Source organism: Microbacterium sp. 69-10, from assembly GCF_001897945.1.
GTDB lineage: Bacteria > Actinomycetota > Actinomycetes > Actinomycetales > Microbacteriaceae > Microbacterium.
In genome coordinates, this window is record NZ_MKRT01000032.1 from 37,777 (window position 1) to 63,487 (window position 25,711).

A 25,711-nucleotide genomic window follows, 5' to 3' on the forward strand; every position below is an offset into this window, starting at 1 on the left:
TGGCTGCCAGGCGAGATCGTGCTGGTCGGCTCCAGCCGGCTCGCCCAGCCGCGCCGGCTGTTCCTGGGCTCGACCGCGGCGAAGATGCTCCGCGAGCTGCCCGTACCCATGATCGTGGTGCCGCGCACCCGCGCCGAAGGAGCGTGAACATGAGCGAGTCGACGAAGTCTCCGCTCTCCACGGCGCCACACGCCGCTGCACCGGGCGACGCCGTGCCCGGCACCGCCGACCCGGTGACCGGAGGCATCTCCCGCAAGGGACTCAGCGTCGGAACGGTGGGCGTCCTGGGCGCCCTGGTGATGGGCATCTCGTGCATCGCCCCGGCGTACACCTACACCGCCGGCATCGGCGGCGCGGTCGGCGCCGTCGGATTCCAGGTGCCCGCGATCCTGCTGCTCGGGTTCATCCCGATGCTTCTCGTCGCCTTCGGCTATCGCGAGCTCAACAAGGCCATGCCCGACTCCGGCACCTCCTTCACCTGGGCCACGCGGGCGTTCGGCCCGTACGTCGGCTGGATGGCGGGATGGGGCCTGATCGTCGCGACGATCCTGGTGCTCTCCAACCTCGCCGGCATCGCCGTCGACTTCCTCTTCCTGCTGATCTCGCAGATCTCCGGCAACGAGGCCATCGCCGAGATCACCCGCAACCCGTTCGTGAACGTCGCCGTGTGCCTGATCTTCGTCGCGCTCGCCACCTGGGTCTCCTACCGCGACGTGTCCACCTCGCAGAAGCTGCAGTACGGTCTGGTGGCCTTCCAGATCGCGATCCTCGTGCTGTTCGCCGTGATGGCGATCGTCGAGACCGTGCAGGGCGGCGCCTTCGAGGCGCACATGCCCGAGTTCGCGTGGTTCAACCCGCTCGAGATCAAGGGCGGCCTGTCCATGATCGTGATGGGCCTGTCCGCCTCGGTCTTCATGTTCTGGGGGTGGGACGTCACCCTCACGATGAACGAGGAGGCGAAGGACCCCGAGCGCACGCCGGGGCGCGCGGCCATGCTCACGGTGATCTCGATCATCGCGATCTACCTCCTGCTCACGGTCAGCAGCCTGATGTACTCCGGGATCGGCGACAAGGGCCTCGGCCTGACGAACGAGGAGATCGGCGGCAACGTGTTCTTCGCGCTGTCGGGTCCGGTCATGGGCGGCCTGGCCTTCCTGCTCTCGCTCGCGGTGCTCACCTCGTCGGCGTCGTCGCTGCAGTCGACGTTCATCTCGCCGGCTCGCACCCTGCTGGCGATGGGCCACTACGGCGCCGTGCCCAAGAGGTTCGCCGGCGTCAGCCCGCGGTTCTTCACCCCCGGGTTCGCGACGATCGCGTCGGCCGTCGTCGCGGGCGGCTTCTACGCCGTGATGCGCTTCCTCAGCGAGGACGCGCTGTGGGACACGATCCTGGCGCTGGGCATGATGATCTGCTTCTACTACGGCATCACCGCGCTGTCCTGCGTGTGGTACTTCCGTCACCAGTGGTTCGACTCGGGCAAGGACTTCTTCTTCAAGTTCGCCAGCCCTCTGGTCGGCGGCATCATCCTGCTGGTGCTGTTCGTGATCACGGCGATCGACAGCCTCGCCCCCGACTACGGGTCGATCGCGATCGGCGCCGACGAGAACGGCGAGGGCGGCATCGGCATCGTGTTCTTCATCGGCGTCGGCCTGCTCGTCTTCGGCGGTGTGCTGATGCTCGTGCAGAGATTCGTCTCCCCCGACTTCTTCCGCGGCAAGACGCTTAGCATGGACGCGCCGCCCAGCCTCCGCCAGCACTGATCCTCCTCGAGAGAAAGAGAAACCATGAGCACTGCACTCGCACCGAACGAGCAGGAACTCCTCGCCCGCGTCCCCGGCGGCCTCTTCATCGGCGGCCAGTGGACGGATGCCGAGGAGGGGCGCACCTTCGACGTGCGCGACCCCTCCACCAACCAGGTGATCGCCTCGATCGCTGACGCGACGCCCGCCGACGGCATCCGCGCTCTGGATGCCGCCGTCGCCGCGCAGGACGCCTGGGCCGAAACCGCCCCGCGCACCCGCAGCGACATCCTGCGCCGCGCCTGGGAGCTGGTGCAGGAGCACAAGGAGGATCTCGCGCTGCTGATGACCCTCGAGATGGGCAAGCCGCTGGCCGAGTCCCGCGGCGAGGTCGCCTACGGCGGCGAGTTCCTGCGCTGGTTCAGCGAGGAGGCCGTGCGCATCAGCGGTCGCTACGGCAGCAACCCCGAGGGCACCGGCCGCATGATCGTCTCGCAGCGCCCGGTCGGTCCGTCCTTCTTCATCACTCCGTGGAACTTCCCGTTCGCGATGGCCACGCGCAAGATCGCCCCGGCGCTGGCCGCCGGCTGCACCGTGGTCGTCAAGCCCGCGGCGCTCACGCCGCTGACCACGATCTTCTTCACGAAGCTGCTGGAGGAGGCGGGGCTCCCCGCCGGCGTCGTCAACATCGTGCAGACCTCGCGCTCGAGCGCGCTGTCGGCCCCGATCATCGCCGACCCGCGCCTGCGCAAGCTGTCGTTCACCGGGTCGACCCCGGTGGGGCAGAAGCTCATCGCGCAGGCCGCGCAGGGCGTGCTGCGGGTGTCGATGGAGCTCGGCGGCAACGCGCCGTTCGTAGTGTTCGAGGACGCCGACCTGGACAAGGCCGTCGACGGCGCGATCGCGGCGAAGTTCCGCAACATCGGCCAGGCCTGCACGGCCGCGAACCGTTTCATCGTGCACGAGGACGTCGCCGACGAGTTCGCGCGTCGCGTCGCCGAGCGCGTGAACGCGATGAAGATCGGCCGCGGCACCGAGGACGACGTCGTGATCGGCCCGCTGATCGACGCGGATGCCGTCGCCAAGGCCCAGGAGCTGGTCGGTGACGCCGTGCAGCGCGGCGCCCGCCTGCTGGCCGGCGGCAACGCGATCGAGGGCGACGGCACGTTCTACGAGCCGACCGTGCTCGCCGACGTGGTCGCGGGCAGCGACATCCTCCGCGAGGAGATCTTCGGACCGGTGCTCGCGATCGCCCGCTTCTCGGACGAGGCCGAGGCCGTGCGCCTGGCCAACGACACCGAGTACGGGCTGGTCGGCTACGTCTTCACCGAGGACCTCGCCCGCGGGCACCGCATGATCGACGCGCTCGAGACCGGCATGATGGGCCTGAACGTGGGAGTGATCTCCAACGCCGCGGCTCCGTTCGGCGGTGTCAAGCAGTCCGGCATCGGCCGCGAGGGCGGTGCCGAGGGCATCCACGAGTATCTGTCCACCAAGTACACGATGCTTCCCTACAGCTGATCCGACGAGAGGAACCGACATGATCGACTACGCCGTCATCAACCCGGCCACCGGCGAGACCCTCGCCACCTACGACACCTTCACCGACGCGCAGGTCGAGGACGCGATCGCCCGTGCGGCATCCGCGGCCACGACCTGGGCGGCGACCTCGCCCGCCGAGCGCGCGAACGTCATCCGGCGCATCGCCGAGCTGCACCGCGAGCGCAAGGACGAGCTCGGCGCGATCATCGTGCGCGAGATGGGCAAGCCGATCGCCGCCGCCGTCGGCGAGGTGGAGTTCGCCGCCGACATCATCGAGTTCTACGCCGACAACATCGAGAAGATCACCGCCGACCAGCCGCTGGACATCGTGGGCGACGGCACCGCCGTGGTGCGCCGCGCGCCCCTGGGCGCGCTGCTGGGCATCATGCCGTGGAACTTCCCGGCGTACCAGGTGGCCCGCTTCGCGGCCCCCAACCTCGCCATCGGCAACACGATCATCCTCAAGCACGCTCCGCAGTGCCCGGAGTCGGCGGCCGCGATCGAGGCGATCTACCGTGACGCGGGCCTGCCGGACGGCGGGTACGTCAACGTGTACGCCACGAACGAGCAGGCGGCGACGATCATCGCCGACCCGCGCGTGCACGGCGTCTCGGTGACCGGCTCCGAGCGCGCCGGCGCCGCCGTGGCCGAGGTGGCAGGACGCAACCTGAAGAAGGTCGCGCTGGAGCTCGGCGGTTCCGACCCGTTCATCGTGCTCTCCACCGACGACCTCGACGCCGTGGTGCAGAACGCCGTGGATGCGCGACTGGACAACAACGGCCAGTCCTGCAACGGCGCCAAGCGCTTCATCGTCGTGGACGGCCTGTACGAGGAGTTCACGTCGAAGTTCGTGGCTTCGCTCGCCGCGGTCTCGGCGGAGGACCCCACCCAGGAGGACACCGTGCTCGGGCCGCTGTCGTCGCTGGCCGCGGCCGAGCGCCTGCAGGAGCAGGTCGACACCGCCGTCTCCCAGGGTGCGACGCTGCTGACCGGAGGCACCCGTGAGGGCGCGTTCTTCGCCCCGACCGTGCTGGCCGATGTGACGCCCGCGATGGACGTCTACCGCGAGGAGCTCTTCGGCCCCGCCGCGGTCGTGTACCGCGTCGCCGACGAGGATGCGGCCGTGGCGCTCGCGAACGACACCTCGTTCGGCCTCGGCTCGTACGTGTTCACCACGGACGCCGAGCAGGCTGAGCGCGTGGCGAACGGCATCGAGGCGGGCATGGTCTACGTGAACCTCGTGCTCGCCGACAGCCCCGAGCTGCCCTTCGGCGGCGTGAAGCGCAGCGGCACCTCGCGCGAGCTGGGCCTGCTGGCCGCGGACGAGTTCGTGAACAAGAAGCTCATCCGCAAGGGCTGATCGGCTTCCGGGCGGCGGATGGCCGGCATCCGCCGCCGAACCACCAGGCAGACGACGAACCACCACGCAGATCACCGCGATCCGCGTGGTGGTTCGTCGTTTCGGTGGTGGCTCGGCGGCGAGCCGATTCCGGGCGCAGGAACGGGTGTCAGAGGAGGCAGCTCGGGGTTGCCCTCGGATCGAGGCGGAAGGAGCGCGTCATGAGCACTGAGGACCCGGTCGTCCGGCTGAGCGAAGAGGAGTGCTGGCAGCGCCTGAAGGGCCCCGAGATCGGGCGCCTCGTGACGCATGTGGGCGAGGTGATCGACATCTTCCCGATCAACTACGTGATCGACGACCGCACGATCGTGTTCCGTACCGCCGAGGGGAGCAAGCTCGTGGAGCTGACGGTCAACGATGAGGTGCTCTTCGAGGTCGACGACCATACGGATGCCGATGCGAAGTACAACTACGTGCGGATCACGCCGAGCTCGCTCAGCGGTCGTGCCTTCGCCCGTACGCCCGAATCAGAGCGCTGCGGAGTCTCCGACTACTGATCCCGGCATAGGCTCGTCTCATGACGACCGTCGCTGAGAACATGGTCCGCACGCTCCGCGCCAACGGCATCGACCGGGTCTACGGCATCCCGGGCGACTCGCTGAACGGGTTCACGGATGCCCTCCGCAAGGACGGCACGATCCGCTGGGTGCATGTCCGTCACGAGGAGTCGGCCGCGTTCGCCGCAGCGGCGGATGCCGCCCTCACCGGCGACCTCGCGGTCGTCGCGGGCTCCTGCGGGCCGGGCAACCTGCACCTGATCAACGGCCTGTACGACGCCAACCGCTCCCGTGTGCCGGTGCTCGCGATCGCCGCGCACATCCCCACGGTCGAGATCGGCACCGGCTACTTCCAGGAGACCCACCCGCAGGAGCTGTTCCGCGAGTCCAGCGTCTACGCCGAGTACGTCGCCGACCCCTCGCAGATGCCGCGGCTGATGGAGATCGCGATGCGCGCCGCCATCGAGAAGCGCGGCGTCGCGGTGCTCGTCATCCCCGGCGACGTCGCCCTCGCCGAGATCGCCGACGACCGGGCGGTGGTCATCCCGCGCGCCAACCCGGTGGTCACCCCGAGCGCGGCCGAGCTCGAGAAGGCCGCCACGCTGCTGAACGGCTGCAGCCGGGTCACGATCCTCGCCGGCGCCGGCGTCGAAGGCGCCCACGACGAGGTCGTCGCCCTCGCGGACGCCCTCGCCGCGCCGATCGTGCACGCCCTGCGCGGCAAGGAGCACATCGAGTACGACAACCCCTTCGACGTCGGCATGACCGGCCTCCTCGGCTTCGCCTCCGGTTTCCGCGCAATGGAGGACGCCGAGGCGCTGCTCATCCTCGGATCCGACTTCCCGTACACGCAGTTCTACCCGGCGGGCGCCACGACCATCCAGGTCGACATCCGCGGCGAGCAGCTCGGCAAGCGGCATCCGCTCGATCTCGGTCTGGTGGGCGATGTGAAGGCGACGGCCGAGGCGCTCCTGCCGCGGCTGAAGAGGAAGAGCGACCGCGCGCACCTGGACGACGCCACGGCGCACTACCGTCGCACGCGCGCGAAGCTCGACGACCTCGCCGTGCCCGCGCGCGGCAAGGCGCCGATCCACCCGCAGTACCTGGCCCGGCTGATCGACGAGGCCGCGGCCTCGGATGCGATCCTCACCGCGGACGTCGGCTCGCCGACCGTGTGGGCGGCGCGCTACTTCACGATGACCGAGAAGCGCCGCCTGATCGGCTCGTTCAACCACGGCTCGATGGCCAACGCCCTCATGCACGCGATCGGCGCCCAGGTCGCCCGTCCCGACCAGCAGGTGGTGGCCCTCGCCGGCGACGGCGGACTCGCGATGATGCTGGGCGAGCTCATCACCATCACCCAGAACAGGCTTCCGGTGAAGACCATCGTGGTCAACAACTCCTCGCTCAACTTCGTCGAGCTGGAGATGAAGGCGGCCGGCTTCGTCACCTACGGCACCGACCTGGAGAACCCCGACTTCGCCGCCGTCGCGCAGGCGCTCGGCATCTTCGCGAGGCGCGTGGAGCGCTCGGAGGACCTGCCGGATGCCGTGGCCGAGGTGCTCGCGCATGATGGGCCCGCGCTGCTCGACGTCGTCACCGAGCGGCAGGAGCTGTCGATGCCGCCGTCGATCAAGGCCGAGCAGGTCAAGGGCTTCGCGCTCTACGCCATCCGCACGGTGATGTCGGGCCGCGGCGACGAGCTGCTCGATCTGGCCAAGGCCAACTGGCGCCAGCTGTTCTGAGCCCGGGCGCGCACACCGTTCCCGCGAGCCACCACGCAGACGCCGAGCCACCACGCAGATGACGGTGATCTGCGTGGTGGCTCGGCGTTTCGATGGTGGTTCGGCGGCTGCGGGCCGGAACCCGCGGTCAGTCCTCGATGAGCGCCCGCACCTGGGCGGCCTCACCGGCGCGGCCGAGCTTCTCGAGCACGTCGCCCAGCTCCAGCGCGCCGACCTGGCGCAGCGGCGGGATCTCCGAGGACCGATCAAGCACGCTGCGGTACAGCGGCACCGCGTCGTCCAGACGCTCCGCGTTCACGAGCGTGCGCGCCGCGAACAGCTCGGAGCCGCCGGCGGATCCGGCATCCCCGATCCCGGCGAACCCGTCCGCCGCGGTCAGCAGCGCTGAGATCGCCTCATCGATGCGCCCGAACTCCACCAGGGCGCGCCCGCGCGAGTCGGTGACGTCGGCGAGCAGCCAGGGGGCGTCGTTCTCACGGGCGAGCGTCGCGACCTCGTCGAACAGCCCGAACGCGCGCTCGTCGGCCGTGCCGCCGTACGCCTGACCCAGGTTGTGCAGCACCTCGACGATGGCGCCGGTGGCCTCGGTCGGCCGCACGAGCTCGGCTGCCTGCTCCAGCAGCCCACGGGCGTCGTCGCCCTCGCCGAAACGGGCGAGGATCTTCGCCTGCTCGGTGAGCATCAGCGCCTGGTCGGCGGGCTCCTCCGCCTGCTCGTGCAGGTCGGCCGCGTACCCGAAGGCGCCGACGGCCTGCCCGAACTCCTCGGATGCCGCCAGCGACCGGGCCAGCATCCCGACGGTGACGGCTCTGGACCCCGCCGGCACCTCGGCCTCCTCCTCGGCGCGCAGCACGTCGCCGAGCAGCTCGGCCGCCTCCGCGGCGTAGCCCGCGTGCAGCATGGCGCGGCCGAGACGGTACCGGGCGCCGGCCACATCCCCGCCCTCCTGCTCGATGAGCCGGACACCCGAGCGGTACCGCAGCACGGCCTGCTCGGCGTCACCGGCGTCCTCCCAGAGCGCGCCCGCGAGCATCTGCGTGCTCGCCAGGGACTGGGAGCCGCCCAGCGAGGCGAGGATCCCGGCGGCTGCGTCGGCGTCCGCCGCACCGTCTGCGAGCTCGCCGGCGCCGCCGCGGATCCGGGCGCGGGTCTCCAGCACCCGGGCGCGCTGCCCCGGGTTCAGGGTCTCCTCGGCGAGCATGCCGTCCACCAGAGCGGAGGCGCGCTCGAGATCGCCGGACCGCAGCAGCGTCATGATCGCCAGCAGCGTGGTCCCGGCGACCAGGCGGTCGTCATCGGCCTCGCCGAAGGCCCGGGCGGCGTGCTCGGCGAGCTGCAGGGCGCCCTCGGGGTCATCCGCACGCAGGCGCGCGGACGCGAGCGTCAGGGCGAGGTCGCCGCGCGTCCACGCCGGCAGGCTTGCGGCATCAGCCCATTCCCGCTCGAGAGCGGCGACGTCGGCCTCGTCGTAGCGCCCGAAAAGCGCCAGGCCCAGCCGGCCCTCCACGGCGACCTGCTCGGTGAGTCCTGCCGCGGCCAGCGCGGCCGCACGCTCCGGGAGCAGAGCGGATGCCTCGTCCCAGCGCTCCAGCGACACCAGCGCCCCGATGCGGAGTCCGTGCAGGCGCGCGCGCTTCTCGGCGTCGGTGAGCTCCGTCGCACGTGCGGCCGCGGCCAGGGCATCCGTCTCGGAGCCATAGCTGCCCAGCGCCACGGCGCGGTCGTACCAGCCCTCGGCGTCCTGCGGCTCGGGAGCGACGGGAGCGGCGGCGAACGCGTCCGAGCGGATCGGCACGTCCCAGCGCTGTGTGCTCAGCGCACGCGTCCGCGCCAGGCGGGCGGCGTGCGCGTCGGTGCCGTCGCGCTCGTCGAACGCCGCGCCGATCCGCTCGGCGGCTGCGTTCGCGGCCGCGGCCAGCTCGGATGCCGTCCAGGGGCCCTCGTGCGCGCCGAAGAACGGCGTGAGCGCGGGGGAGTCCGCACCGCGCACGCGGGCGTCGCCGTGCCCGGCCTCGGTCACCCGGTCCAGGGCGAAGCCGATCGCCGAGAGCGCAGTGAAGTGGCCGTCGACGTTGAGCTGGTCGTGTGCGAGCCAGGGCAGGTGCCGCTCCACCAGGGCCAGCGCGCGCGCCTCGTTGCCGGTCACCGCGGCGAACACGATGTTGTTGGCGACGATCACCAGGTTGTCGGGGTTGTCCTTCGCGAGCCGGTAGCTGCGCAGGTGCGCGGAGCGCGCCTCCTCGGGGCGGCCTGCGCGCAGGTACGGCAGCAGCACGCGGGAGAGGGCGTGCTCGGGCTCCTCGCCGCAGGAGAATCCGCCTTCGAGCATCTCCTCGACGAGGCGGATCGCCTCGTCGTCGCGGTCGGTCTCCGCGAAGAATCCCGCGAACTGGCTGCGCCCGCAGGCGTCGCAGTGGCTGTAGTCGTCGCGCGGGGTGGTCTCCAGCTGCACACGCAGCGCCTCGGCTTCGTCGAAGCGGCCGGAGTCCCAGGCATCCTCGAACCGCGCGGTCAGCACGCCGCTCATGCCCAGGCCCGCCCGCACGTAGTGCGCCTCCATGTCGTCGAGCACCGCGGCGACCTGCTCGGCCGAGAACGCGGGCGACCCGCGCAGCGAGGCCGCCATCCACTTGAACTGCCACATCAGGTCGGCGGCGCCGTTCTCGATGTCCAGCGGGAAGCGCTTCGGGTCGGCGTCGTGATGCGCCAGGCACCAGGCGAACGAGTTCAGCATCACGTCGGTGAGGCCGCCCATGTTCGCCGACGCGGTCTGGCGCATGCGCGCCTGGTACTCCAGCTGCTCGTCGCCGATCTCCTGCGCGAGGGCGACGGCCTCGCCGACGAGCGCCTGCTCGGCCGGCCCCCAGGGGGTGCGGTCGATCTCCTCGAGCAGCTCCTTGAAGCGCTTCTTCGGTCGGGCCATGGGGTCCTCCTGCGGTGGGTTCAGATCTCGAAAGGGAAGTCGTCGTCGCCGATGCCCGCCGAGAGCGAGACCAGGTCGGACAGTGCGGTGGTCATGAGGGTGCGGTCGGCGTCGGACAGCGGGTGATGCCCGGCCAGCAGCGCCTGGATGTACAGCAGCTGCACGGTGCGGGCGAACACGGCCTCGTCGGCGACGCCCGCGAGCGTGCGCACGACCCGGTTCGCCCAGTTCAGGCACAGCCGCGCGGACAGGTCGTCGTCGCGGGCGGCGCCCACGGCGTCGTCGATGCGCGAGAGCACCCCGCCCCAGAGCCCGCCGGTGACGCCCTTGGTGCGCCTGCGGTCGATGGCGCGCAGCACAGCGGGGTCGGCGACGTACAGGCCGGTGAGGTCGGCGCGGTCGATCGAGCGCACCACCACCGCGCAGCCGGATGCCGCGAGCACGGCGCTCGCGCGGTCCTCCAGCGCGATGGCGGCGTCGCGGTCGTCCAGCGGCGGCGGGTCGAGGCGGTCGAGCTCCGCCGACACGTCGATCTGCTCGACGGTCACCTCGGGATGCAGCTCCGGGAGCGCGGCGATCAGATCGGCGTCGTACAGATATCCGCCGTTGACCAGCACCTCGGATGCGGGGATGATCCCCGCCACCTGACGGAACTCGTCCACGGTGCGGGCGTAGCGCACGTGCGGGTAACGCTCGACGAGGTCGCCGAGGCGGATGGTGCCGTGCGTGGTCTCCACGGTGAGCCAGCGGGTGATGAAGCGCGCCAGCTCCTCGTCGTGACGCACCAGCGACTTCAGGCCCAGCTCGTGCACCGCCACGAACTGGGTGAGCAGATGCGGTGCGGTCAGCCCCAGCTCCAGCACCCAGCGGCGGATGCCCGCGCCGAGCTGCTCGCGCACGTGCTCGAGTGCGGCGTCCTCCACCAGCGACTCCCTGCTGGCGGTGGGCGACAGCGTCTGCGAGTCGACCACGGCGCGCACGAAGAACGCCCAATCCGGCAGCACGTCGGGGGCGCGCTCGGCGAGCAGCATCCGGCCGAGGTACATCCGGGTCGCCTGCCGCACGTTCGGCGGCGGGGCGAACGGGAGCACGTAGGCGACGCCGCGCGTGCCGGTGCCCGGCTCGGAGATCTCGATCACGTCCATCGGCGTCGCGCCGATGAGGTCGCGGCCGTACTCGGCCACGGCATCCGATCCGCCTTCGCCGAGGAACGGCGCCGGGCGGGTGATCTCGACGTCGCCGCCCGGCATCTCCACGGTCACCCGCACCGGCAGGAACTCGGCGAAGGTGCGCGCCAGCTCCCGTACGGCGGCGGGGCGCAGCAGATCGGCCTGGTCGAAGCGCGGCGCCAGGTGCACGCTCGTGCCGACCGGCAGCTCCTCGTCCAGCTCGACCACCTGGAAGGTGCCGTCCGAGCTGCCCACCCATTCCACGCTCGCACCGCCGTGGGCGCTGCGGGAGCGGATCACGATGCGGTCCGAGACCATGAAGCAGCTGAGCAGGCCGATGCCGAACTGCCCGAGGTAGTCGCTGCGCGGAAGGTCGAAGATGTCGCGCTTGGAGCTGCGGCCGACGGTGGCCAGCAGCTCGGTGACCTCGGATGCGGTCAGGCCGACGCCGTCGTCGCGCAGCACGAACTCACCGGTCTCCTCGCTGAGGGGGGAGATGCGGATGCTGCCGCCTTCGCCGTCGACCTCGGAGCGCGCGGCGATCGCGTCCCTCGCGTTCTGCAGCAGCTCGCGCAGGTACACCCGCGGGCTCGAGTAGATGTGCCTGCTGAGCAGGTCGACGACACCGCGCAGATCGACCTGGAACTGCTGCGCGTCCGAACTCACGGGACCCCCTCCGGCCGTGTGGAAATCAGTGCCCTCAAGTCTGCCCGAAGTACGGGCGATGATCCGCATCCGGCGGGCTGCGGAGGTGCGCGACTCACGCGGGATGTCGGCTCGGTTCGGCCCAGCCGATCGGATGCCGTACACTTGAGGGGCAGTTGTCTGCATCCTTCACCGTGCCCTGATCGGCACACGGAGGACGCGGACCCAGGGACCATCCGGTCTCTAGGGCGGTAGCTCAATTGGCAGAGCAGCGGTCTCCAAAACCGCAGGTTGCAGGTTCGATTCCTGTCCGCCCTGCGCGTCAGCGCACATGCTGACTCACGAAAGGTACTTGCGGGATGGATCAGGACGACGTTCGCGGCGATGCCGTGGCAATGGGCCCGTACTCCCTGCGGGACAAGCAGCTCGGCTTCTTCGGCCGCATCGCGCTGTTCTTCCGGCAGGTGATGAGCGAGCTCCGCAAGGTCGTCACGCCGACTCGCAAGGAGCTGATCAAGTTCACCCTGGTGGTGCTGGTGTTCGTGCTGATCGTGATGGGGCTGGTCTACGGCTTCGACTCGCTGTTCGGCTTCGTGACCCACCTGGTGTTCGGAGTTCCCGGCACCGCACCTGCGCCCGCGCAGTGAACGGAAAGTAAGCAACGTGTCTGAACGATATTCCGACGACGCCGACTGGGCCACCGCGGCCGAGCAGTCCAGCGAGGAGGACGAGGCCCAGGAGGGCAACATCCTCGCCGAGCAGGAGCAGTCGGTGGCTTCCGCGGAGACCGTCGCCCTTCATCTCGAGGGCGACGACGACTCCGACGAGGAGTACGAAGACGACATCGACGACATCGACATCGAAGACCCGGAGGCGGACGCGATCGTGAACGACGCTCTGAACCTGGACGAAGCGGCTGAGTCCGAAGCAGCCGCCGAAGTCCTCAACGACGCTGTTGCGGAGGAGACCGCCGAAGAGGAGGCCGCCGCCGCTGAGGAAGTGACTCCCTACGACGGCCCCGAGCTCGGTGCTGACGAGGAATCCGACGACGAGTCCGACGAGGCCGCCGAGGAGGACCCGTACGAGGCCTTCAAGATGGACCTGCGGATGCTGCCCGGCAAGTGGTACGTCATCCACTCCTACGCCGGCTTCGAGCGCAAGGTGAAGGCCAACATCGAGCAGCGCAAGTCGACGCTCGAGGTCGAGGACGACATCTACCAGATCGAGGTCCCGATGGAGGACGTCGTCGAGATCAAGAACGGCCAGCGCAAGATGGTCACCCGCGTGCGCATCCCGGGCTACGTGCTCGTGCGCATGGAGCTGAACGAGGACACCTGGTCCGTCGTCCGCCACACCCCCGGTGTGACCGGCTTCGTGGGCAACGCCCACAACCCGACGCCGCTGCGCTTCGAAGAGGCGTTCAACATGCTCAAGTCGCTGGTCGAGGTGAAGGACGTCCCCACCGCGAAGTCCATCGCCGCCAAGGGCGGCGTGGCCGTGGCCCGTCCGATGGCAGCCGAGGTCGACTTCGAGGTCGGCGAGACCATCACGATCAAGGAGGGCTCGTTCGCGGGTCTTCCCGGCACGATCAGCGAGATCAACGCCGCCGCCGGCAAGCTCACCGTGCTCGTCTCGCTCTTCGAGCGCGAGACCCCCGTCGAGCTGTCGTTCGAGCAGGTCACCAAGATGTTGTGACGACTCGGATCAATCTTCGCGAAGCGAAGTTGATGCGAGGCCGTCACAAGGTTGAGCGAGCGAAGCGAGCCGAAACCCAGACCAAGCTTCACGCGTGAAAGAACGGCCGTCCCTTCGGGGGCGGCCGTTCCTTCATGTCCGGCGAGAGTCTTCAGGCGTGCTGCGCTGCCCAGTGCGGGCTCTGGATCAGGCCGATCAGGTTGCCGAACGGGTCGCTGACGGATGCCGACCACCAGCCCTCTCCGCGCTGGGTCACCGGGTCGAATGCGACGGCGCCGAGGCCGATCAGGCGGTCGAACGACGCCTGGATGTCGTCGACGTGCATGCTGACCAGAGCGCCGCCCGGCTGGGGGAGCGCGGGACGGAAGCGCGCGTCCATCAGGGCGAACTCATCCTCGTCATCGCCGAAGCGCCACTCTGCGTACTGCGCGGGTCCCTGCCCTGCGGCGGGCTCGGGCCGGACGAAGTAGGGGGCCGACTCGAACACGGTCGAGTACCACTCGACGGCTGCATCCATGTCGACGGCGACGAGGTTGAGGTTGGCGAGTCCACGGAACATGATTTCTCCTTCTGCTGAGGTGCTTGTTCTTCTATGCTCGAGCGTGAAGTGATCATCTTCTGATCACTGAAAAGCCTTTCTGAAGAATCCTCCGAATCGAGCTTCCGCATCCGCGCCGACCGCCTCATCCAGGCCCTTCTCCTGCTGCAGGGGCGACCCCAGGTCACCGCTGCCGAGCTGGCGCGCGAGCTGGAGGTCTCGGTGCCGACCGCACGGCGCGATCTCGAGGCGCTTGCGATGTCGGGCGTGCCGATCTACCCCACTCGCGGCAGAGGCGGCGGGTGGCGGCTGATCGGCGGCGCCCGCACCGATCTGACCGGCCTCACGGAGGGCGAGGTCACCTCGCTGCTCATCGGCCTGACGCAGAGCCTGGGCGCGGAACCCGAGCGGGTCGCCGCGGTCCGCAAGCTCGTGCGCGCCATGCCTGCGCCGTTCCGGGAGGGCGCCCAGCGGGTGGCTGATGCCACGGTGCGCGACGTCCCCTGGGGCGAGGTGCAGCCGGCATCCGTCTCCGAGACCGTGACCACGCTGCAGCGGGCCATCGCCGCGCGGCGGCAGGTGCGCGTCGAGTACGACGGCTCGCAGGGCGTCGTGGCCCGCGAGCTGGTTCCGCTCGTCGTCGGCAGCCGCGGCGCGCGCTGGTATCTGCTGGCCGCTCCCGCGGCCACCGAGGCCGGGACGGCGGATGCCGAGCGACTGCGCACCTACCGAGTGGACCGCGTGCTGTCGGCATCCGCTCTCGCCGTCCCCGGCGCCGCGCCGGACGGCTTCGACCTCGCGGGCGAGTGGGCGCGCATGGTCGAGCGCGTCGAGGATCTGCGGGGGTCGGTGCGCGCGACCCTGCGCGTGCAGCCGTGGGCGGTGCGAGCGCTGACCGATCGATTCGGCGCGCAGGCGCGGATCCTGGACGAGGAGCCGGATGCCGAGGGGCGCACGTCCGTCGAGGTCAGCGCTCATCGCATCGACGCGCTCGCCGAGCAGCTCGCGGGCTGGACGAGCGTCGCGGAGGTGCTCGGGCCGCCCGAGGTGCGCGACGAGCTGCGCCGTCTCGGGGAGAGGATCGTCGAGCGGTACGCGTGAGCGCAGCATCCGCTCCTATCCGGTAGACTTGTGTGGTTTGTGCGCCGCCTCGACATGGGTCCCTGAGCCTGTCGAAGGGTCGCGCAGACGGAACCGCGGTCCGGAGATGCCGGATCTGCGGGAGAGGGATGCCCCGGCATCCGCTCGATGAAAGGAAAGAGAATGGCACCGAAGAAGAAGGTGACCGGCCTGATCAAGCTTCAGATCAACGCCGGTGCAGCCAACCCGGCGCCGCCGATCGGCCCCGCGCTCGGTCAGCATGGCGTCAACATCATGGAGTTCTGCAAGGCGTACAACGCCGCGACCGAGTCGCAGCGCGGCAACGTCATCCCCGTGGAGATCACCGTCTACGAGGACCGCAGCTTCACGTTCATCCTGAAGACCCCGCCGGCAGCCGAGCTGATCAAGAAGGCCGCAGGCGTTCCCAAGGGCTCCGCGACCCCGCACACCGTCAAGGTCGCGAAGATCACGATGGACCAGGTCCGCGCGATCGCCGAGCAGAAGCAGGCCGACCTGAACGCGAACGACATCGACGCCGCGTCGAAGATCATCGCCGGAACCGCCCGCTCCATGGGCATCACGGTCGAGGGCTGAGGGAGATAACAATGGCTACCAAGTCCAAGGCATACCAGGCTGCCCTCGCGAAGATCGAGGCAGACCGTTTCTACACTCCGACCGAGGCCGTGGCTCTCGCGAAGGAGACCGGTTCGGCGAAGTTCGACTCGACCGTCGAGGTCGCGCTGAAGCTCTCCGTCGACCCGCGCAAGGCCGACCAGATGGTGCGCGGCACCGTCATGCTCCCGCACGGCACCGGCAAGACCGCCCGCGTCATCGTGTTCGCCAACGGCCCGGCTGCTGAGGCCGCCATCGCCGCCGGCGCAGACGAGGTCGGCGGCAGCGAGCTGATCGAGAAGGTCGCCGCTGGCTGGACCGACTTCGACGCAGCCGTGTCGACCCCCGAGCTCATGGGCCAGGTCGGTCGTCTGGGTAAGGTGCTCGGTCCCCGCGGCCTGATGCCGAACCCGAAGACCGGCACCGTGACCCCCAACCCGGCCAAGGCCGTGGAGGAGATCAAGGGCGGCAAGATCGAGTTCCGCGTCGACAAGCACGCCAACGTGCACTTCATCGTGGGCAAGGCCTCCTTCACCGCTGAGCAGCTCGACGAGAACGTCAAGGCCGCTCTCGAGGAGATCGTGCGTCTGAAGCCGTCGAGCTCGAAGGGCCGTTACATCCAGAAGGGCGCCGTGTCGACCACGTTCGGCCCCGGCATCCCGCTGGACGTCAACGCCATCTGAGTGACCCCGGCGGGCTGCAGAGCCCGTCGACGCGAAGGCCCCCGCCCGGTTCTCCGGACGGGGGTCTTCTGCGTGCCGGATGCCGTCCGCGAGGCCCACATGGTCGCCTCATCCGAGCGGAGGCCGCCGTTCGGGACCCGCGAAGGGGGAGCTGACCCGCCGCCGGTCAGCCGATGAACACGGGGAGCACCAGCAGCACGCCCATGACCACCAGCAGCACGGCGATGCCGGTGTCGAGGATGCGCCAGGCGCGCGGGGTGCGGAGCCAGCGCCCCAGGTGCCGGGCGCCGAAGCCGAGCGCGAAGAACCAGGTGATGCTCGCCAGGATCGCGCCGGCGGCGAACAGCCAGCGCTGATCCCCGTGCGTCGCGGCGATCGACCCGATCAGCAACACGGTGTCGAGGTAGACGTTGGGGTTCAGATAGGTGAAGGCCAGCGTCGCGATGACCACCGTCGCCAGGCGCGATCGCGTGGCCGTGGCCGTGCCCTCCGCGCGTGATCCGCTCTCGGCGTCCGCGGAGGGTGAGGCGTCTGCGACGAGCGACTCGCCACTCGAGCCCCAGGCGCGGCGCGCGGCGTAGATCCCGTAGACGACCAGGGAGATGCCGCCCAGCCATCGCGCGGCGACGAGCAGCCAGGGGAGCTGGCCGATCAGATAGCCCAGGCCGGCGGTTCCGGCGAGCACCAGGAGCGCATCGGATGCCGCGCAGATCAGCACCACGGGCAGCACGTGCTCGCGACGCAGCCCCTGGCGCAGCACGAACACGTTCTGCGCGCCGACGGCGATGATGAGCGAGAACATGAGGCCGAGGCCGGAGAGCAGGGTGAGCACGACTCCACGTTAGGTCCGAGCGGCTATCAGCACCAGCGAAGAGAACTGCTCCACCATTAGCATGACTGATATGAGGATCGATGCCCAGCTCGCGGCCACAGTGGCCGCGGTCGTGGACGAGGGCAGCTTCGAAGCGGCTGCCCGGCGGCTGCACATCACGCAGTCCGCCGTGAGCCAGCGGATCAAGGCGCTGGAGGTGCAGATCGGTCGTGCCGTGCTGGTGCGCTCCCGTCCGGTGCGCGCGACCGAGGCCGGCGAGGCGCTCGTGCGCCTGGCCAGGCAGGTCGAGCTGCTCGAGCACGACACGGTCGCCGCGTTCGGGCTCGGCGACGCGGATGCCGCCAGGGCGACGCGCGTGCGCGTGCCGCTCGCGGTGAACGCCGACTCGATGGCGTCGTGGTTCCTCGCACCGCTCGCGCGCGTCGCGCGACAGCATCCGATCGACGTCGACCTGCACCGCGACGACCAGGACTACACCGCGCGGATGCTGGAGTCGGGTGAGGTGATGGCGGCGGTCACCAGTGAGGCCGAGCCCGTCGGCGGCAGCGCCGTCACGCCCCTGGGCGTGCTGGAGTACCGCGCGATGGCGACGGCCGACTACGTGGCTCGCTGGTTCCCCGACGGTGTGACGCCCGAGGCGCTGCAGCACGCCCCGTTCGTGGACTTCGACCGGCGCGACGCGCTGCAGCAGGGCTGGCTGAGGGCCAGGGGAGTGGACCCCTGGTCGGTGCCGCGGCACTACGTGCCGGCCTCCCACGACTTCTCCGAGGCGGTGCGCCTGGGACTGGGGTGGGGCCTCATCCCCGCGCCGCACGTCTCGGACGCGCTGGTATCCCTCGGCGATCCGCTCATCCGGGTGCCGCTGTACTGGCAGCAGTGGAACCTGCGCTCGCCGCTGCTCGACGCGATCGCCTCGGAGGTGGCGGCGGAGGCGCGCCGCGTGCTCGCACCGCTCTGATGCCCGCCGGTTCGTCGAAGCCTCCGGCCGTTCATAGGATGGATCGTGTGAAGCCGTTCGTGGGAGGAAACCGCAAGGTGCTCGCGGCGGTGGGAGCCATCGTCCTCGTGGCCGTCGCGACCTGGGCGGCGTACACGTTCGCGTACACCGCCGACCAGATGGACTGGGACTGCGGCGGCGGGAGCTGCGCGACGAATGATCCGCGGTCGTTCGCGATGCCGGTGGCACTGCTGGGAACGGTCGGCGCGGTGCTGCTCAGCGGGTACGCGGTGGGCCTGATCGGGCCGGCCATCACGATCGCCCTGCCCGCCTGGTTCTTCCGGTTGGGTGTGCTCGACGCCGTCGAAGCCGGCTTCTCGCCGGAGGGCTCGGTGACGGCGCCGATGGTCGTGACCACGATCGCCCTGATCGTCGCCGCCGTGTGCGCCGTGGCCTGGATCCCGATGCTCCTCGGGGATCTGCGCGTGCGACGCAGGGCGAAGGAGCGCGAGCGCTCCGCCGCATGAGCGACCGGCGCGGCGACGCGCGGATCCGGTCCGAGTGGCCTCAGTCGGACAGGGCGAGTGCGCGGAACATGTCGCGCTCGCGCAGGGCATCGCGGCGGTTGGGCGCGATGGGGCCGCGTGCAGGAGGGGTCTGGCCAGTCGTGCGGTGGTAGAGCTCGTCGATCAGGCGGTTGGCCAGCCCCACGAGGCGGCCGATCTCCTTGTCGTCGCGTTCGATCCACACGCTCTTGGGCTCGTCGTGGATCGGCTGGAAGTCGACGTGCTCCTCCCAGACGAACAGCGTCCGCTCGGCCCCGAGCACGTACTGCTGCCACCACACCTGGCGCAGATAGGTGCGCGGGATGGTGGCCCAGGACTTGTTGGTGGTCTTGATCTCGGCGAGCAGCACGCGGCCCTCCCCGTCGACGCAGACGCCGTCGGGTGTGGCGAGGTGGCGCTGCTCGACCTCGGCGCGGAACAGGGCGGAGGAGGGCAGGATGCCGTGGGTCGCGGCGACCCAGGCGGCGATCTCCGGCTCGCGGCGCCGGCCGTGATCGGTGTAGGCGTTCCCGCCGAAGCGCGGACCGTGCCCGAGCTTGGCATCCGCCGCACGGATGATGGATGCCTCTCCGGAGAGACCCGCGACGTCGGTCGCGGTGATCCCGCGCGCCCGTGCCCGAAGCCAGGCGACCCGATCGCGGGAGTCCGCGATGATGCGCGCTTCGAGTTCCGGTGTCACCCTACGACCCTACGCCTCGCCTCCCACCCTCCCGACCGCCCACGCCGTGCTCTTGACGGTGGGAGCACTGGATTTGGGGGAGAGGGGCGGATGCCGTAAGCTGGAGTCAACCGAAGACCGCCGGTCATCGTCGTGCGCGAGCACGGGGATCGAAGCACTGCTCAGCAGGGGCCCGCGCAGGTGACACTGAGGGTTTCACGCTCCGTGCGCTTGCGCCGGGGCGTTTCTGCTTTTCAGGCGGGGTGGTCGAGGTCGATGCCACGCAGCCGCGCGGCATCCGTACACGTAAGGAGTGACCATGGCGCAGAAGGATGCAACGGTTGCCGAGCTCACGAAGAACTTCGAGAACTCGAACGCCGTCCTGCTGACCGAGTACCGCGGTCTGACGGTTGCCCAGCTCAAGCAGCTGCGCAACGACATCCGTCAGGACGCGGAATACGCCGTGGTGAAGAACACGCTGACCAAGATCGCCGCCAACAACGCGGGGATCACGACGCTGGACGACGACCTCAAGGGTCCGTCGGCCGTGGCGTTCGTGCACGGTGACTTCGTCGCCACTGCCAAGGCCATGCGTGACTTCGCCAAGGCCAACCCGCTTCTCGTGATCAAGGGCGGCGTCTTCGAGGGCAAGACCCTCAGCGCCGACGAGGTCAACAAGTACGCCTCGCTCGAGAGCCGTGAGGTTCTGCTGGCGAAGGCAGCGGGCATGATGAAGGCGACGATGGGCAAGGCTGCCGCCACCATCGACGCTCTTCGCGAAAAGCTGGAGACCGCCGAGGCCGCGTAAGCGACCTGCGTTCTTTCACCCAAACCCCATTTATTAGGAGATACATCATGGCGAAGCTTTCCACCGAGGAGCTGCTTGAGCAGTTCGCTGGTCTGACCCTTGTCGAGCTCAGCGAGTTCGTGAAGGCGTTCGAGGAGAAGTTCGACGTCACCGCTGCTGCCCCCGTCGCCGTCGCCGGCGCTGCTGGTGGCGCTGGTGTGGCCGAGGCCGAGGAGGAGAAGGACTCGTTCGACGTCATCCTCGAGGCTGCCGGCGACAAGAAGATCCAGGTCATCAAGACGGTCCGCGAGCTCACCTCGCTGGGCCTCGGCGAGGCCAAGGCTGTCGTCGACGGCGCGCCGAAGGCCGTCCTCGAGGGCGCCAACAAGGAGACCGCTGACAAGGCGAAGGAGGCCCTGGAGGCCGCCGGCGCCACGGTCACCCTCAAGTAATTCTGTCTGGGGCGAAGCGCGAAGCGCATCGTCCCGCGCTTCACAGCGCTCGGAGGGCCTCGGGATTCGTCCCGGGGCCCTCCGCTATGTCCGCGGCGCGGCAGTCGATGCGCGCACCACGAGCTCGGAGGGGAGCACGCGCCGCTCGGGGACAGCATCCGGTGCCTCCATGCGCTGGCGCAGCAGGTCGACCGCGGCGCGCCCCTGCACCCGCGGCTGCTGCCGCACGGTGGTGAGGGCGAACATCTCGGCGTGCTCGTGGTCGTCGATGCCGACGATGCTCAGCTCGGCCGGGACCGACAGGCCGAGCCTTCGCGCGCCGATCACACCGCCGATCGCGGCCTCGTCGCAGACGGCCACGAGAGCGGTCGGCCGGTTCTGCCTGTCGCCGAGGATCCGAACGCCCGCCTCGTATCCGCCCGGCATGGTCGGCTCGCCGTCGGCGTGCCGGATGAACTCTGCGAGACCTGCGGCGGTCATGGCCTCGCGGTAGCCCGACCGGCGCTGCTCGTCGCCGAAGGCATGGGTCGCGGCATCCGCCCTGCCGCCGAGGAAGGCGATGTCGCGGTGGCCGAGGTCGATCAGATGCTCGGTGGCGATCCGCGCGGCGGCGGCGTCGTCGATCGAGACGGCGCTGGTGTCCGCGCTGTAGGCGCCGACGCTGACCAGGGGCGACTCCACCTGGATCAGGCGTTCCAGCTCGTGGGCGCTGGGCTGGATGCCCACCGCGATGATGCCGTCCAGCCGGCGCCGGGGGAGCACCTCCTCGAAGAGCCGAGCGCGCTCGGCCGTGCCCTCCTGGATGCCGTAGAGCACGAGGTCCTGGCCGGAGGCGAGCAGGCCCTCCTGGATGCCCGCGAGCAGCTCGGCGAAGAACCAGCGGTCCAGCGCGGGCATGATCACGCCGACGGAGAGCGAGCGTCCGGTCGCCAGGCTGGTCGCCGAGGAGTGCGCGACGTACGCGAGCTCGGATGCTGCGGCCTGCACGCGCGCGCGGGTCTCCTGCGACACGTAGCCGCCCCCGCTCAGCGCGCGGCTCGCGGTCGCCTTGGAGACGCCGGCGCGTGCGGCGACATCGGCGATCGTGCTCATCGGTCCTCCGAATCGGATGCCCGGTTGGGCGTCCGGGGTGGGCTCACGACAGCGTATCCGGATGCCGCGTCGAAAGGAACCGGTTCCACACGATAGGCTATGGGAGCGCTCCCACGTAACGCATCACGTCTCCACAACGGTTGTGAAGATCTCTGTGCGTGGCGTTGTGCAAGGGCGCTCAGGGCAAGTAGGTTGTCCTGGAATCGGTTCCTCAAAGGTTGCGGAGATCGCAGCCTGAGGGCCGGGATCCACCCGAATGAGGAGAAAACACATGGCTCTGTCACAGCGATACCGCCTACTTGCTCCCCTCGCTCTGGTCGGTGCGGCTGCGATCGCACTGTCCGGATGCGCGGAGGCGACGCCGGGCGGCGGGAACGGCGGCTCGGAGGGCAAGACCACGGTCCGCATCTCCGGCGGCATCACCGGCTCCGAGGCCGACGACCTCAACAAGACGTTCGCGCAGTTCACCAAGGACACCGGGATCAAGGTCGAGTACACCGGTGACAAGAGCTTCGAGGGCAACATCGTCACCAAGGTCACCGGTGGCGACGCGCCTGACATCGCGATCGTCCCGCAGCCGGGTCTGCTGAAGTCCCTCGTCGAGACCGGCAAGGTGCAGAAGGCCCCGGAGGGGGTGTCGAAGGCGGTCGACGAGAACTGGTCGAAGGACTGGAAGAACTACGGCACGATCGACGGCACGTTCTACTCCGCGCCGATGCTCGCCAACCTCAAGGGCTACATCTGGTACTCGCCGGCGAAGTTCAAGGAGTGGGGCGTCGAGGTCCCCAAGACCTGGGACGACATGATCAAGCTCACCGACACCATCCGGTCCAAGACCGGCACGGCGCCCTGGTGCGCGGGCTTCGCCTCGGGTGACGCCTCCGGCTGGCCCGGCACCGACTGGGTCGAGGACCTCGTCCTCCGCCAGGCGGGCCCCGACGTCTACGACAAGTGGGTCGCCGGTGACGTGAAGTTCACCGACCCGGAGATCAAGGACGCGCTCGAGGCGGTCGGCTCCATCCTGAAGAACCCGGACTACGTGAACGCCGGCTTCGGCGACGTGAAGAGCATCAACTCGACCGCGTTCGGCGACGTCGCTGCCAAGGTCGCGGACGGCAGCTGCGCGCTCACGCACCAGGCGTCGTTCCTGTCGGCGAACTTCCTCGACGTGAAGAACGCCGCGGGCGAGACCCCGAAGGTCGCCCCCGACGGTGATGTCTACGCGTTCATCATGCCCGGCACCAAGGAGGGCGAGCTCAGCGTCGAGGGCGGTGGCGAGTTCGTCGCCGGCTTCAACGCGGACAAGTCCACCGTCAAGGTGCTCGAGTTCATGGCGTCCCCCGAGTTCGCGGACGCCCGCGTCAAGCTCGGCGGTGTGATCTCCGCGAACAAGAACGCCGACCCGAGCCTGGCCTCGAGCGAGTTCCTGCAGGATGCCATGAAGATCATGCAGGACGACAAGACGACGTTCCGCTTCGACGCGTCCGACCTGATGCCGGCGACCGTCGGCTCCGGTTCGTTCTGGAAGGGCATGGTCGACTGGATCGACGGCAAGTCGACCGACCAGGTGCTCAACGACATCCAGGCCGGTTACAACAACTGATCGGTCGCGCTAGTCTGAGCGCAACCTGCTGACGGGTGCGGGGTAGGGCGGAGACGCCCGCCCCGCACCCGCCTCACAGAAGGGGAATCCATGTCGCAAGTGATCGTCGAAGATGAGGATCAGGGTACGGGCGAACTGCCCCGGACCACGCACGGCACCGACCGGAGGGGACGCGCGCTCACCCGCACCCTCGTGGTGGTCGGTTTCGCGCTGATCGTCGCACTGTTCTTCCTGCTGCTCTTCTCCGCCCCCGTGGAGGACGCCGCCCGCATCGCGCTGGGCCCGGTCTCGCTGAACACGTTCTTCATGTGGCTGGGCGGCCTGCATCCGCTGGTGCAGATCCCGGTCGTGCTGCTCGCCTTCGGCCTCGTCGTGGCGATCGTGCTGGTGCTGATCGAGTACGCCCCGCGCCCCGGCAAGGGCTACTTCATCATGCGGCTCGTCGCGTGCCTGGTGATCCCGGTGCTCGCGTTCATGCTGCTGCGGCCGTACTCGAACGCCGTGCTCTACGTCGTGGGGATCGCGCTGCTCTCCGGAGCGCTGCTGTTCTTCGCCGACTACCGGTCGCGGCAGGGCGCCGGCTACCTGTTCCAGCTGATCCTCTTCATGGCACCGGCGGCGATCATGCTGCTGATGGGCCTGATCTACCCGGCCGTGGCGACCTTCTTCAAATCCTTCTTCGACAAGACGGGCAAGGAGTTCGTCGGCTTCGAGAACTATGTCTGGGTGTTCACGAACCCGGTCGGGACCTGGTCCGTCATCAACACGCTCATCTGGGCGCTGCTGGCCCCGACCATCTCGGTCGCGTTCGGCCTGGCCTACGCGGTCTTCATCGACCGCGCCCGCGGCGAGAAGGTGCTCAAGGTGCTGGTGTTCATGCCGGTCGCGATCTCGTTCGTGGGCGCCGGCATCATCTGGAAGTTCATGTACGACTACCGGCAGGGCGACCAGCTCGGCCTGCTGAACGCCATCGTCACGATGTTCGGCGGCGACCCCGTGAACTGGCTGGCGGTCAAGCCGCTGCTCAACACGATCATGCTGCTGATCGTCTTCATCTGGACCCAGACCGGGTTCGCGATGGTGATCCTCTCCGCCGCGATCAAGGCCGTGCCCACCGAGCAGCTCGAGGCAGCCGAGCTCGACGGCACGAACGCGTGGCAGCGGTTCACGAACGTCACGGTCCCCGGCATCCGCTCCTCGCTGATCGTCGTGCTGACGACCATCACGATCATGTCGCTGAAGGTGTACGACATCGTCGCGGTGATGACGGGCGGACGCGACGACACCACCGTGCTCGGCTTCGAGATGGTCAACCAGCAGCAGCGGTTCCAGAGCTACGGGCACTCCTCGGCGCTGGCCGTGGTGCTGTTCATCTTCGTGCTGCCGCTGATCATCTACAACGCCCGATCCATGGCCAAGCAGAGGGAGATCCGCTGATGAGCGCCACCGAAGCCATCGTCCGCGACACCCGCAGCAAGCGCCAGGTCGCCCGCGACACCCGCCGCAACGAGGCCATCGCCCACAAGAAGCTCACCTCGAAGGGCGCGACGATCGCGGCCGTGATCATCGCCTTCTTCTGGACGATCCCCACGTTCGGCCTGTTCGTGACCTCCTTCCGCCCCGGTGCCGACACGCAGTCGACCGGTTGGTGGACGGTCTTCACCGATCCGAAGTTCACCCTGGACAACTACGCGCAGGCGCTCAACGCGGGTGGCACGTCGACCACGCTGGCGACGGCGTTCGTGAACTCGCTCGCGATCACGATCCCCGCCACGGTGTTCCCGATCGTGATCGCGTCGCTTGCCGCCTACGCGTTCGCGTGGATCGACTTCAAGGGCCGCAACCTGCTGTTCGTGTTCGTGTTCGCGCTGCAGATCGTGCCGCTGCAGATGGCCCTGGTGCCGCTGCTGAGCCTGTTCTCCAACGGGCTGACGATCGGCGATGTGGCGGTCTTCCCCGGCTTCACGCTGAACGACCTGGACTACAGCTTCGCCCGGGTGTGGATCGCGCACGCGATCTTCGCCCTGCCGCTGGCGACGTTCATGCTGCACAACTTCATCGCGGAGATCCCGGGCGACATCGTCGAGGCGGCGCGAGTGGACGGTGCCGGCCACGGCCAGGTGTTCTTCCGGATCATCCTGCCGCTCGCGATGCCGGCCATCGCCTCGTTCGGCATCTTCCAGTTCCTGTGGGTGTGGAACGACCTGCTGGTCGCGACGATCTTCGCCTCGCCGGGCGCGCTGCCGATCACCCAGGCGCTGAACTCGCTGTCGGGCACCTGGGGCAACCGCTGGTTCCTGCAGTCGGCGGGCACGCTGATCGCGATCGTGGTGCCGCTGATCGTGTTCTTCGCGCTGCAGCGCTTCTTCGTGCGCGGCCTGCTGGCCGGCGCGACCAAGGGCTGAGCCGGGCGGAAGCCGGATGCCGCAATGCGGCCTGCGCGGGAAACAGAGCCCGCGCAGGCTGAAACACATGCGGCATCCGGCTTCCGTGCAT

The 25,711-nt window shown here is 69.3% G+C and carries 24 protein-coding genes and 1 tRNA gene (1 of these 25 cut by a window edge); 19 read left to right on the plus strand and 6 right to left on the minus strand.

Translation table 11 applies throughout. From position 1 onward, the window contains the following. From BGN97_RS17720 to poxB, 6 genes are all read left to right on the plus strand, one after another. Positions 1 to 112, plus strand: partial view of a universal stress protein gene (locus tag BGN97_RS17720; protein WP_363331458.1) — the 3' end only. Its footprint begins 719 nt before the window's first position; only the last 112 of its 831 coding nucleotides appear in the window; the start codon falls outside the window, past its left edge; its stop codon occupies positions 110 to 112. A gap of 37 nt (positions 113 to 149) precedes the next feature. Further along, on the plus strand, positions 150 to 1,760 hold the full coding sequence (locus tag BGN97_RS17725) for an APC family permease (RefSeq protein WP_292704553.1): 1,611 nt from the start codon (positions 150 to 152) through the stop codon (positions 1,758 to 1,760). A gap of 24 nt (positions 1,761 to 1,784) precedes the next feature. Further along, complete coding sequence (locus tag BGN97_RS17730) at positions 1,785 to 3,260, plus strand: NAD-dependent succinate-semialdehyde dehydrogenase (RefSeq protein WP_292704555.1); 1,476 nt, start codon at positions 1,785 to 1,787, stop codon at positions 3,258 to 3,260. 19 nt (positions 3,261 to 3,279) lie between these two features. After that, positions 3,280 to 4,641, plus strand: a complete 1,362-nt coding sequence (locus BGN97_RS17735; protein WP_292704557.1) for an NAD-dependent succinate-semialdehyde dehydrogenase — start codon at positions 3,280 to 3,282, stop codon at positions 4,639 to 4,641. Positions 4,642 to 4,841: 200 nt separating this feature from the next. Beyond that, positions 4,842 to 5,177 (plus strand): pyridoxamine 5'-phosphate oxidase family protein, encoded by a 336-nt coding sequence (locus BGN97_RS17740; RefSeq protein ID WP_292704559.1) that lies wholly within the window; start codon positions 4,842 to 4,844, stop codon positions 5,175 to 5,177. A gap of 20 nt (positions 5,178 to 5,197) precedes the next feature. After that, entirely contained in the window at positions 5,198 to 6,922 is a 1,725-nt protein-coding gene (poxB, locus tag BGN97_RS17745; protein WP_292704561.1) for a ubiquinone-dependent pyruvate dehydrogenase, read from the plus strand. Positions 6,923 to 7,049: 127 nt separating this feature from the next. Here poxB and BGN97_RS17750 read toward each other — a convergent pair whose 3' ends face one another. Together BGN97_RS17750 and BGN97_RS17755 are read right to left on the minus strand one after the other, a co-directional pair. Further along, on the minus strand, positions 7,050 to 9,845 hold the full coding sequence (locus BGN97_RS17750; RefSeq protein ID WP_292704563.1) for a hypothetical protein: 2,796 nt from the start codon (positions 9,843 to 9,845) through the stop codon (positions 7,050 to 7,052). A gap of 20 nt (positions 9,846 to 9,865) precedes the next feature. Beyond that, positions 9,866 to 11,680, minus strand: a complete 1,815-nt coding sequence (locus BGN97_RS17755) for an HSP90 family protein (RefSeq protein ID WP_292704565.1) — start codon at positions 11,678 to 11,680, stop codon at positions 9,866 to 9,868. A 224-nt stretch (positions 11,681 to 11,904) separates the two neighbouring features. Between BGN97_RS17755 and BGN97_RS17760 the strand changes: the two genes are divergently transcribed. The 3 genes from BGN97_RS17760 (at position 11,905) to nusG (ending at position 13,354) form a co-directional block, all read left to right on the plus strand. Next, positions 11,905 to 11,977 (plus strand) — tRNA-Trp (locus tag BGN97_RS17760). Between the two features lie 41 nt (positions 11,978 to 12,018). Continuing rightward, positions 12,019 to 12,306, plus strand: a complete 288-nt coding sequence (gene secE, locus BGN97_RS17765; protein WP_292704567.1) for a preprotein translocase subunit SecE — start codon at positions 12,019 to 12,021, stop codon at positions 12,304 to 12,306. A 16-nt stretch (positions 12,307 to 12,322) separates the two neighbouring features. After that, positions 12,323 to 13,354: a transcription termination/antitermination protein NusG gene (nusG, locus tag BGN97_RS17770; RefSeq protein ID WP_292704569.1), complete on the plus strand. Its 1,032-nt coding sequence runs from the start codon at positions 12,323 to 12,325 to the stop codon at positions 13,352 to 13,354. Positions 13,355 to 13,505: 151 nt separating this feature from the next. Here nusG and BGN97_RS17775 read toward each other — a convergent pair whose 3' ends face one another. Further along, the gene (locus BGN97_RS17775) at positions 13,506 to 13,913 is read right to left on the minus strand and encodes a VOC family protein (protein WP_292704571.1); all 408 of its coding nucleotides are present in this window, start codon (positions 13,911 to 13,913) and stop codon (positions 13,506 to 13,508) included. Positions 13,914 to 14,039: 126 nt separating this feature from the next. On the opposite strand from BGN97_RS17775, the gene BGN97_RS17780 reads away from it, so the two are divergent. From BGN97_RS17780 to rplA, 3 genes are all read left to right on the plus strand, one after another. Next, on the plus strand, positions 14,040 to 14,993 hold the full coding sequence (locus BGN97_RS17780) for a WYL domain-containing protein (protein ID WP_292704615.1): 954 nt from the start codon (positions 14,040 to 14,042) through the stop codon (positions 14,991 to 14,993). Positions 14,994 to 15,155: 162 nt separating this feature from the next. Beyond that, on the plus strand, positions 15,156 to 15,587 hold the full coding sequence (rplK, locus tag BGN97_RS17785) for a 50S ribosomal protein L11 (protein ID WP_285636878.1): 432 nt from the start codon (positions 15,156 to 15,158) through the stop codon (positions 15,585 to 15,587). An 11-nt stretch (positions 15,588 to 15,598) separates the two neighbouring features. After that, complete coding sequence (rplA, locus tag BGN97_RS17790; protein ID WP_285636875.1) at positions 15,599 to 16,288, plus strand: 50S ribosomal protein L1; 690 nt, start codon at positions 15,599 to 15,601, stop codon at positions 16,286 to 16,288. Positions 16,289 to 16,454: 166 nt separating this feature from the next. Here rplA and BGN97_RS17795 read toward each other — a convergent pair whose 3' ends face one another. Continuing rightward, entirely contained in the window at positions 16,455 to 17,120 is a 666-nt protein-coding gene (locus tag BGN97_RS17795; RefSeq protein ID WP_292704574.1) for a LysE/ArgO family amino acid transporter, read from the minus strand. A 70-nt stretch (positions 17,121 to 17,190) separates the two neighbouring features. Between BGN97_RS17795 and BGN97_RS17800 the strand changes: the two genes are divergently transcribed. Then, positions 17,191 to 18,078 carry a LysR family transcriptional regulator ArgP gene (locus BGN97_RS17800; RefSeq protein WP_292704577.1) on the plus strand — a complete coding sequence of 296 codons (888 nt, stop codon included), beginning with the start codon at positions 17,191 to 17,193 and terminating at the stop codon, positions 18,076 to 18,078. A gap of 47 nt (positions 18,079 to 18,125) precedes the next feature. Continuing rightward, positions 18,126 to 18,584: a hypothetical protein gene (locus tag BGN97_RS17805; protein ID WP_292704579.1), complete on the plus strand. Its 459-nt coding sequence runs from the start codon at positions 18,126 to 18,128 to the stop codon at positions 18,582 to 18,584. A gap of 40 nt (positions 18,585 to 18,624) precedes the next feature. Here the strand turns inward: BGN97_RS17805 and BGN97_RS17810 are convergent, their stop codons facing one another. Further along, the gene (locus tag BGN97_RS17810; protein WP_292704581.1) at positions 18,625 to 19,302 is read right to left on the minus strand and encodes a YqaJ viral recombinase family protein; all 678 of its coding nucleotides are present in this window, start codon (positions 19,300 to 19,302) and stop codon (positions 18,625 to 18,627) included. A gap of 298 nt (positions 19,303 to 19,600) precedes the next feature. On the opposite strand from BGN97_RS17810, the gene rplJ reads away from it, so the two are divergent. Then, entirely contained in the window at positions 19,601 to 20,089 is a 489-nt protein-coding gene (gene rplJ / locus BGN97_RS17815; protein ID WP_292704583.1) for a 50S ribosomal protein L10, read from the plus strand. A 47-nt stretch (positions 20,090 to 20,136) separates the two neighbouring features. Next, positions 20,137 to 20,520, plus strand: coding sequence for a 50S ribosomal protein L7/L12 (gene rplL / locus BGN97_RS17820; RefSeq protein ID WP_292704585.1), 384 nt, complete (start codon positions 20,137 to 20,139; stop codon positions 20,518 to 20,520). Positions 20,521 to 20,604: 84 nt separating this feature from the next. Here rplL and BGN97_RS17825 read toward each other — a convergent pair whose 3' ends face one another. Beyond that, a complete protein-coding gene (locus tag BGN97_RS17825) occupies positions 20,605 to 21,612 on the minus strand; it encodes a LacI family DNA-binding transcriptional regulator (RefSeq protein WP_292704587.1) in 1,008 nt (335 codons plus the stop codon). A gap of 271 nt (positions 21,613 to 21,883) precedes the next feature. Here BGN97_RS17825 and BGN97_RS17830 point away from each other — a divergent pair, with 271 nt between their 5' ends. The 3 genes from BGN97_RS17830 to BGN97_RS17840 all read left to right on the plus strand — a co-directional run bounded on the left by BGN97_RS17830 (position 21,884) and on the right by BGN97_RS17840 (position 25,620). Next, a complete protein-coding gene (locus BGN97_RS17830; RefSeq protein WP_292704588.1) occupies positions 21,884 to 23,215 on the plus strand; it encodes an extracellular solute-binding protein in 1,332 nt (443 codons plus the stop codon). 90 nt (positions 23,216 to 23,305) lie between these two features. Next, a complete protein-coding gene (locus BGN97_RS17835) occupies positions 23,306 to 24,652 on the plus strand; it encodes a sugar ABC transporter permease (RefSeq protein ID WP_292704589.1) in 1,347 nt (448 codons plus the stop codon). Then, positions 24,652 to 25,620 (plus strand): carbohydrate ABC transporter permease, encoded by a 969-nt coding sequence (locus BGN97_RS17840; protein WP_292704590.1) that lies wholly within the window; start codon positions 24,652 to 24,654, stop codon positions 25,618 to 25,620. The genes BGN97_RS17835 and BGN97_RS17840 overlap by 1 nt, the downstream gene beginning before the upstream one ends. The last annotated feature ends 91 nt before the right edge of the window (positions 25,621 to 25,711 follow it).

What these genes read in the sequence shown, in the direction of transcription:
- BGN97_RS17725 (WP_292704553.1), top strand. Translation starts at nt 150, where the DNA reads ATGAGCGAGTCGACGAAGTCTCCGCTCTCCACGGCGCCACACGCCGCT.
- BGN97_RS17730 (WP_292704555.1), top strand. Translation starts at nt 1,785, where the DNA reads ATGAGCACTGCACTCGCACCGAACGAGCAGGAACTCCTCGCCCGCGTC.
- BGN97_RS17735 (WP_292704557.1), top strand. Translation starts at nt 3,280, where the DNA reads ATGATCGACTACGCCGTCATCAACCCGGCCACCGGCGAGACCCTCGCC.
- BGN97_RS17740 (WP_292704559.1), top strand. Translation starts at nt 4,842, where the DNA reads ATGAGCACTGAGGACCCGGTCGTCCGGCTGAGCGAAGAGGAGTGCTGG.
- poxB (WP_292704561.1), top strand. Translation starts at nt 5,198, where the DNA reads ATGACGACCGTCGCTGAGAACATGGTCCGCACGCTCCGCGCCAACGGC.
- BGN97_RS17750 (WP_292704563.1), bottom strand. Translation starts at nt 9,845, where the DNA reads ATGGCCCGACCGAAGAAGCGCTTCAAGGAGCTGCTCGAGGAGATCGAC.
- secE (WP_292704567.1), top strand. Translation starts at nt 12,019, where the DNA reads ATGGATCAGGACGACGTTCGCGGCGATGCCGTGGCAATGGGCCCGTAC.
- BGN97_RS17775 (WP_292704571.1), bottom strand. Translation starts at nt 13,913, where the DNA reads ATGTTCCGTGGACTCGCCAACCTCAACCTCGTCGCCGTCGACATGGAT.
- rplK (WP_285636878.1), top strand. Translation starts at nt 15,156, where the DNA reads ATGGCACCGAAGAAGAAGGTGACCGGCCTGATCAAGCTTCAGATCAAC.
- rplA (WP_285636875.1), top strand. Translation starts at nt 15,599, where the DNA reads ATGGCTACCAAGTCCAAGGCATACCAGGCTGCCCTCGCGAAGATCGAG.
- BGN97_RS17800 (WP_292704577.1), top strand. Translation starts at nt 17,191, where the DNA reads ATGAGGATCGATGCCCAGCTCGCGGCCACAGTGGCCGCGGTCGTGGAC.
- rplJ (WP_292704583.1), top strand. Translation starts at nt 19,601, where the DNA reads ATGGCGCAGAAGGATGCAACGGTTGCCGAGCTCACGAAGAACTTCGAG.
- rplL (WP_292704585.1), top strand. Translation starts at nt 20,137, where the DNA reads ATGGCGAAGCTTTCCACCGAGGAGCTGCTTGAGCAGTTCGCTGGTCTG.
- BGN97_RS17825 (WP_292704587.1), bottom strand. Translation starts at nt 21,612, where the DNA reads ATGAGCACGATCGCCGATGTCGCCGCACGCGCCGGCGTCTCCAAGGCG.
- BGN97_RS17830 (WP_292704588.1), top strand. Translation starts at nt 21,884, where the DNA reads ATGGCTCTGTCACAGCGATACCGCCTACTTGCTCCCCTCGCTCTGGTC.
- BGN97_RS17835 (WP_292704589.1), top strand. Translation starts at nt 23,306, where the DNA reads ATGTCGCAAGTGATCGTCGAAGATGAGGATCAGGGTACGGGCGAACTG.
- BGN97_RS17840 (WP_292704590.1), top strand. Translation starts at nt 24,652, where the DNA reads ATGAGCGCCACCGAAGCCATCGTCCGCGACACCCGCAGCAAGCGCCAG.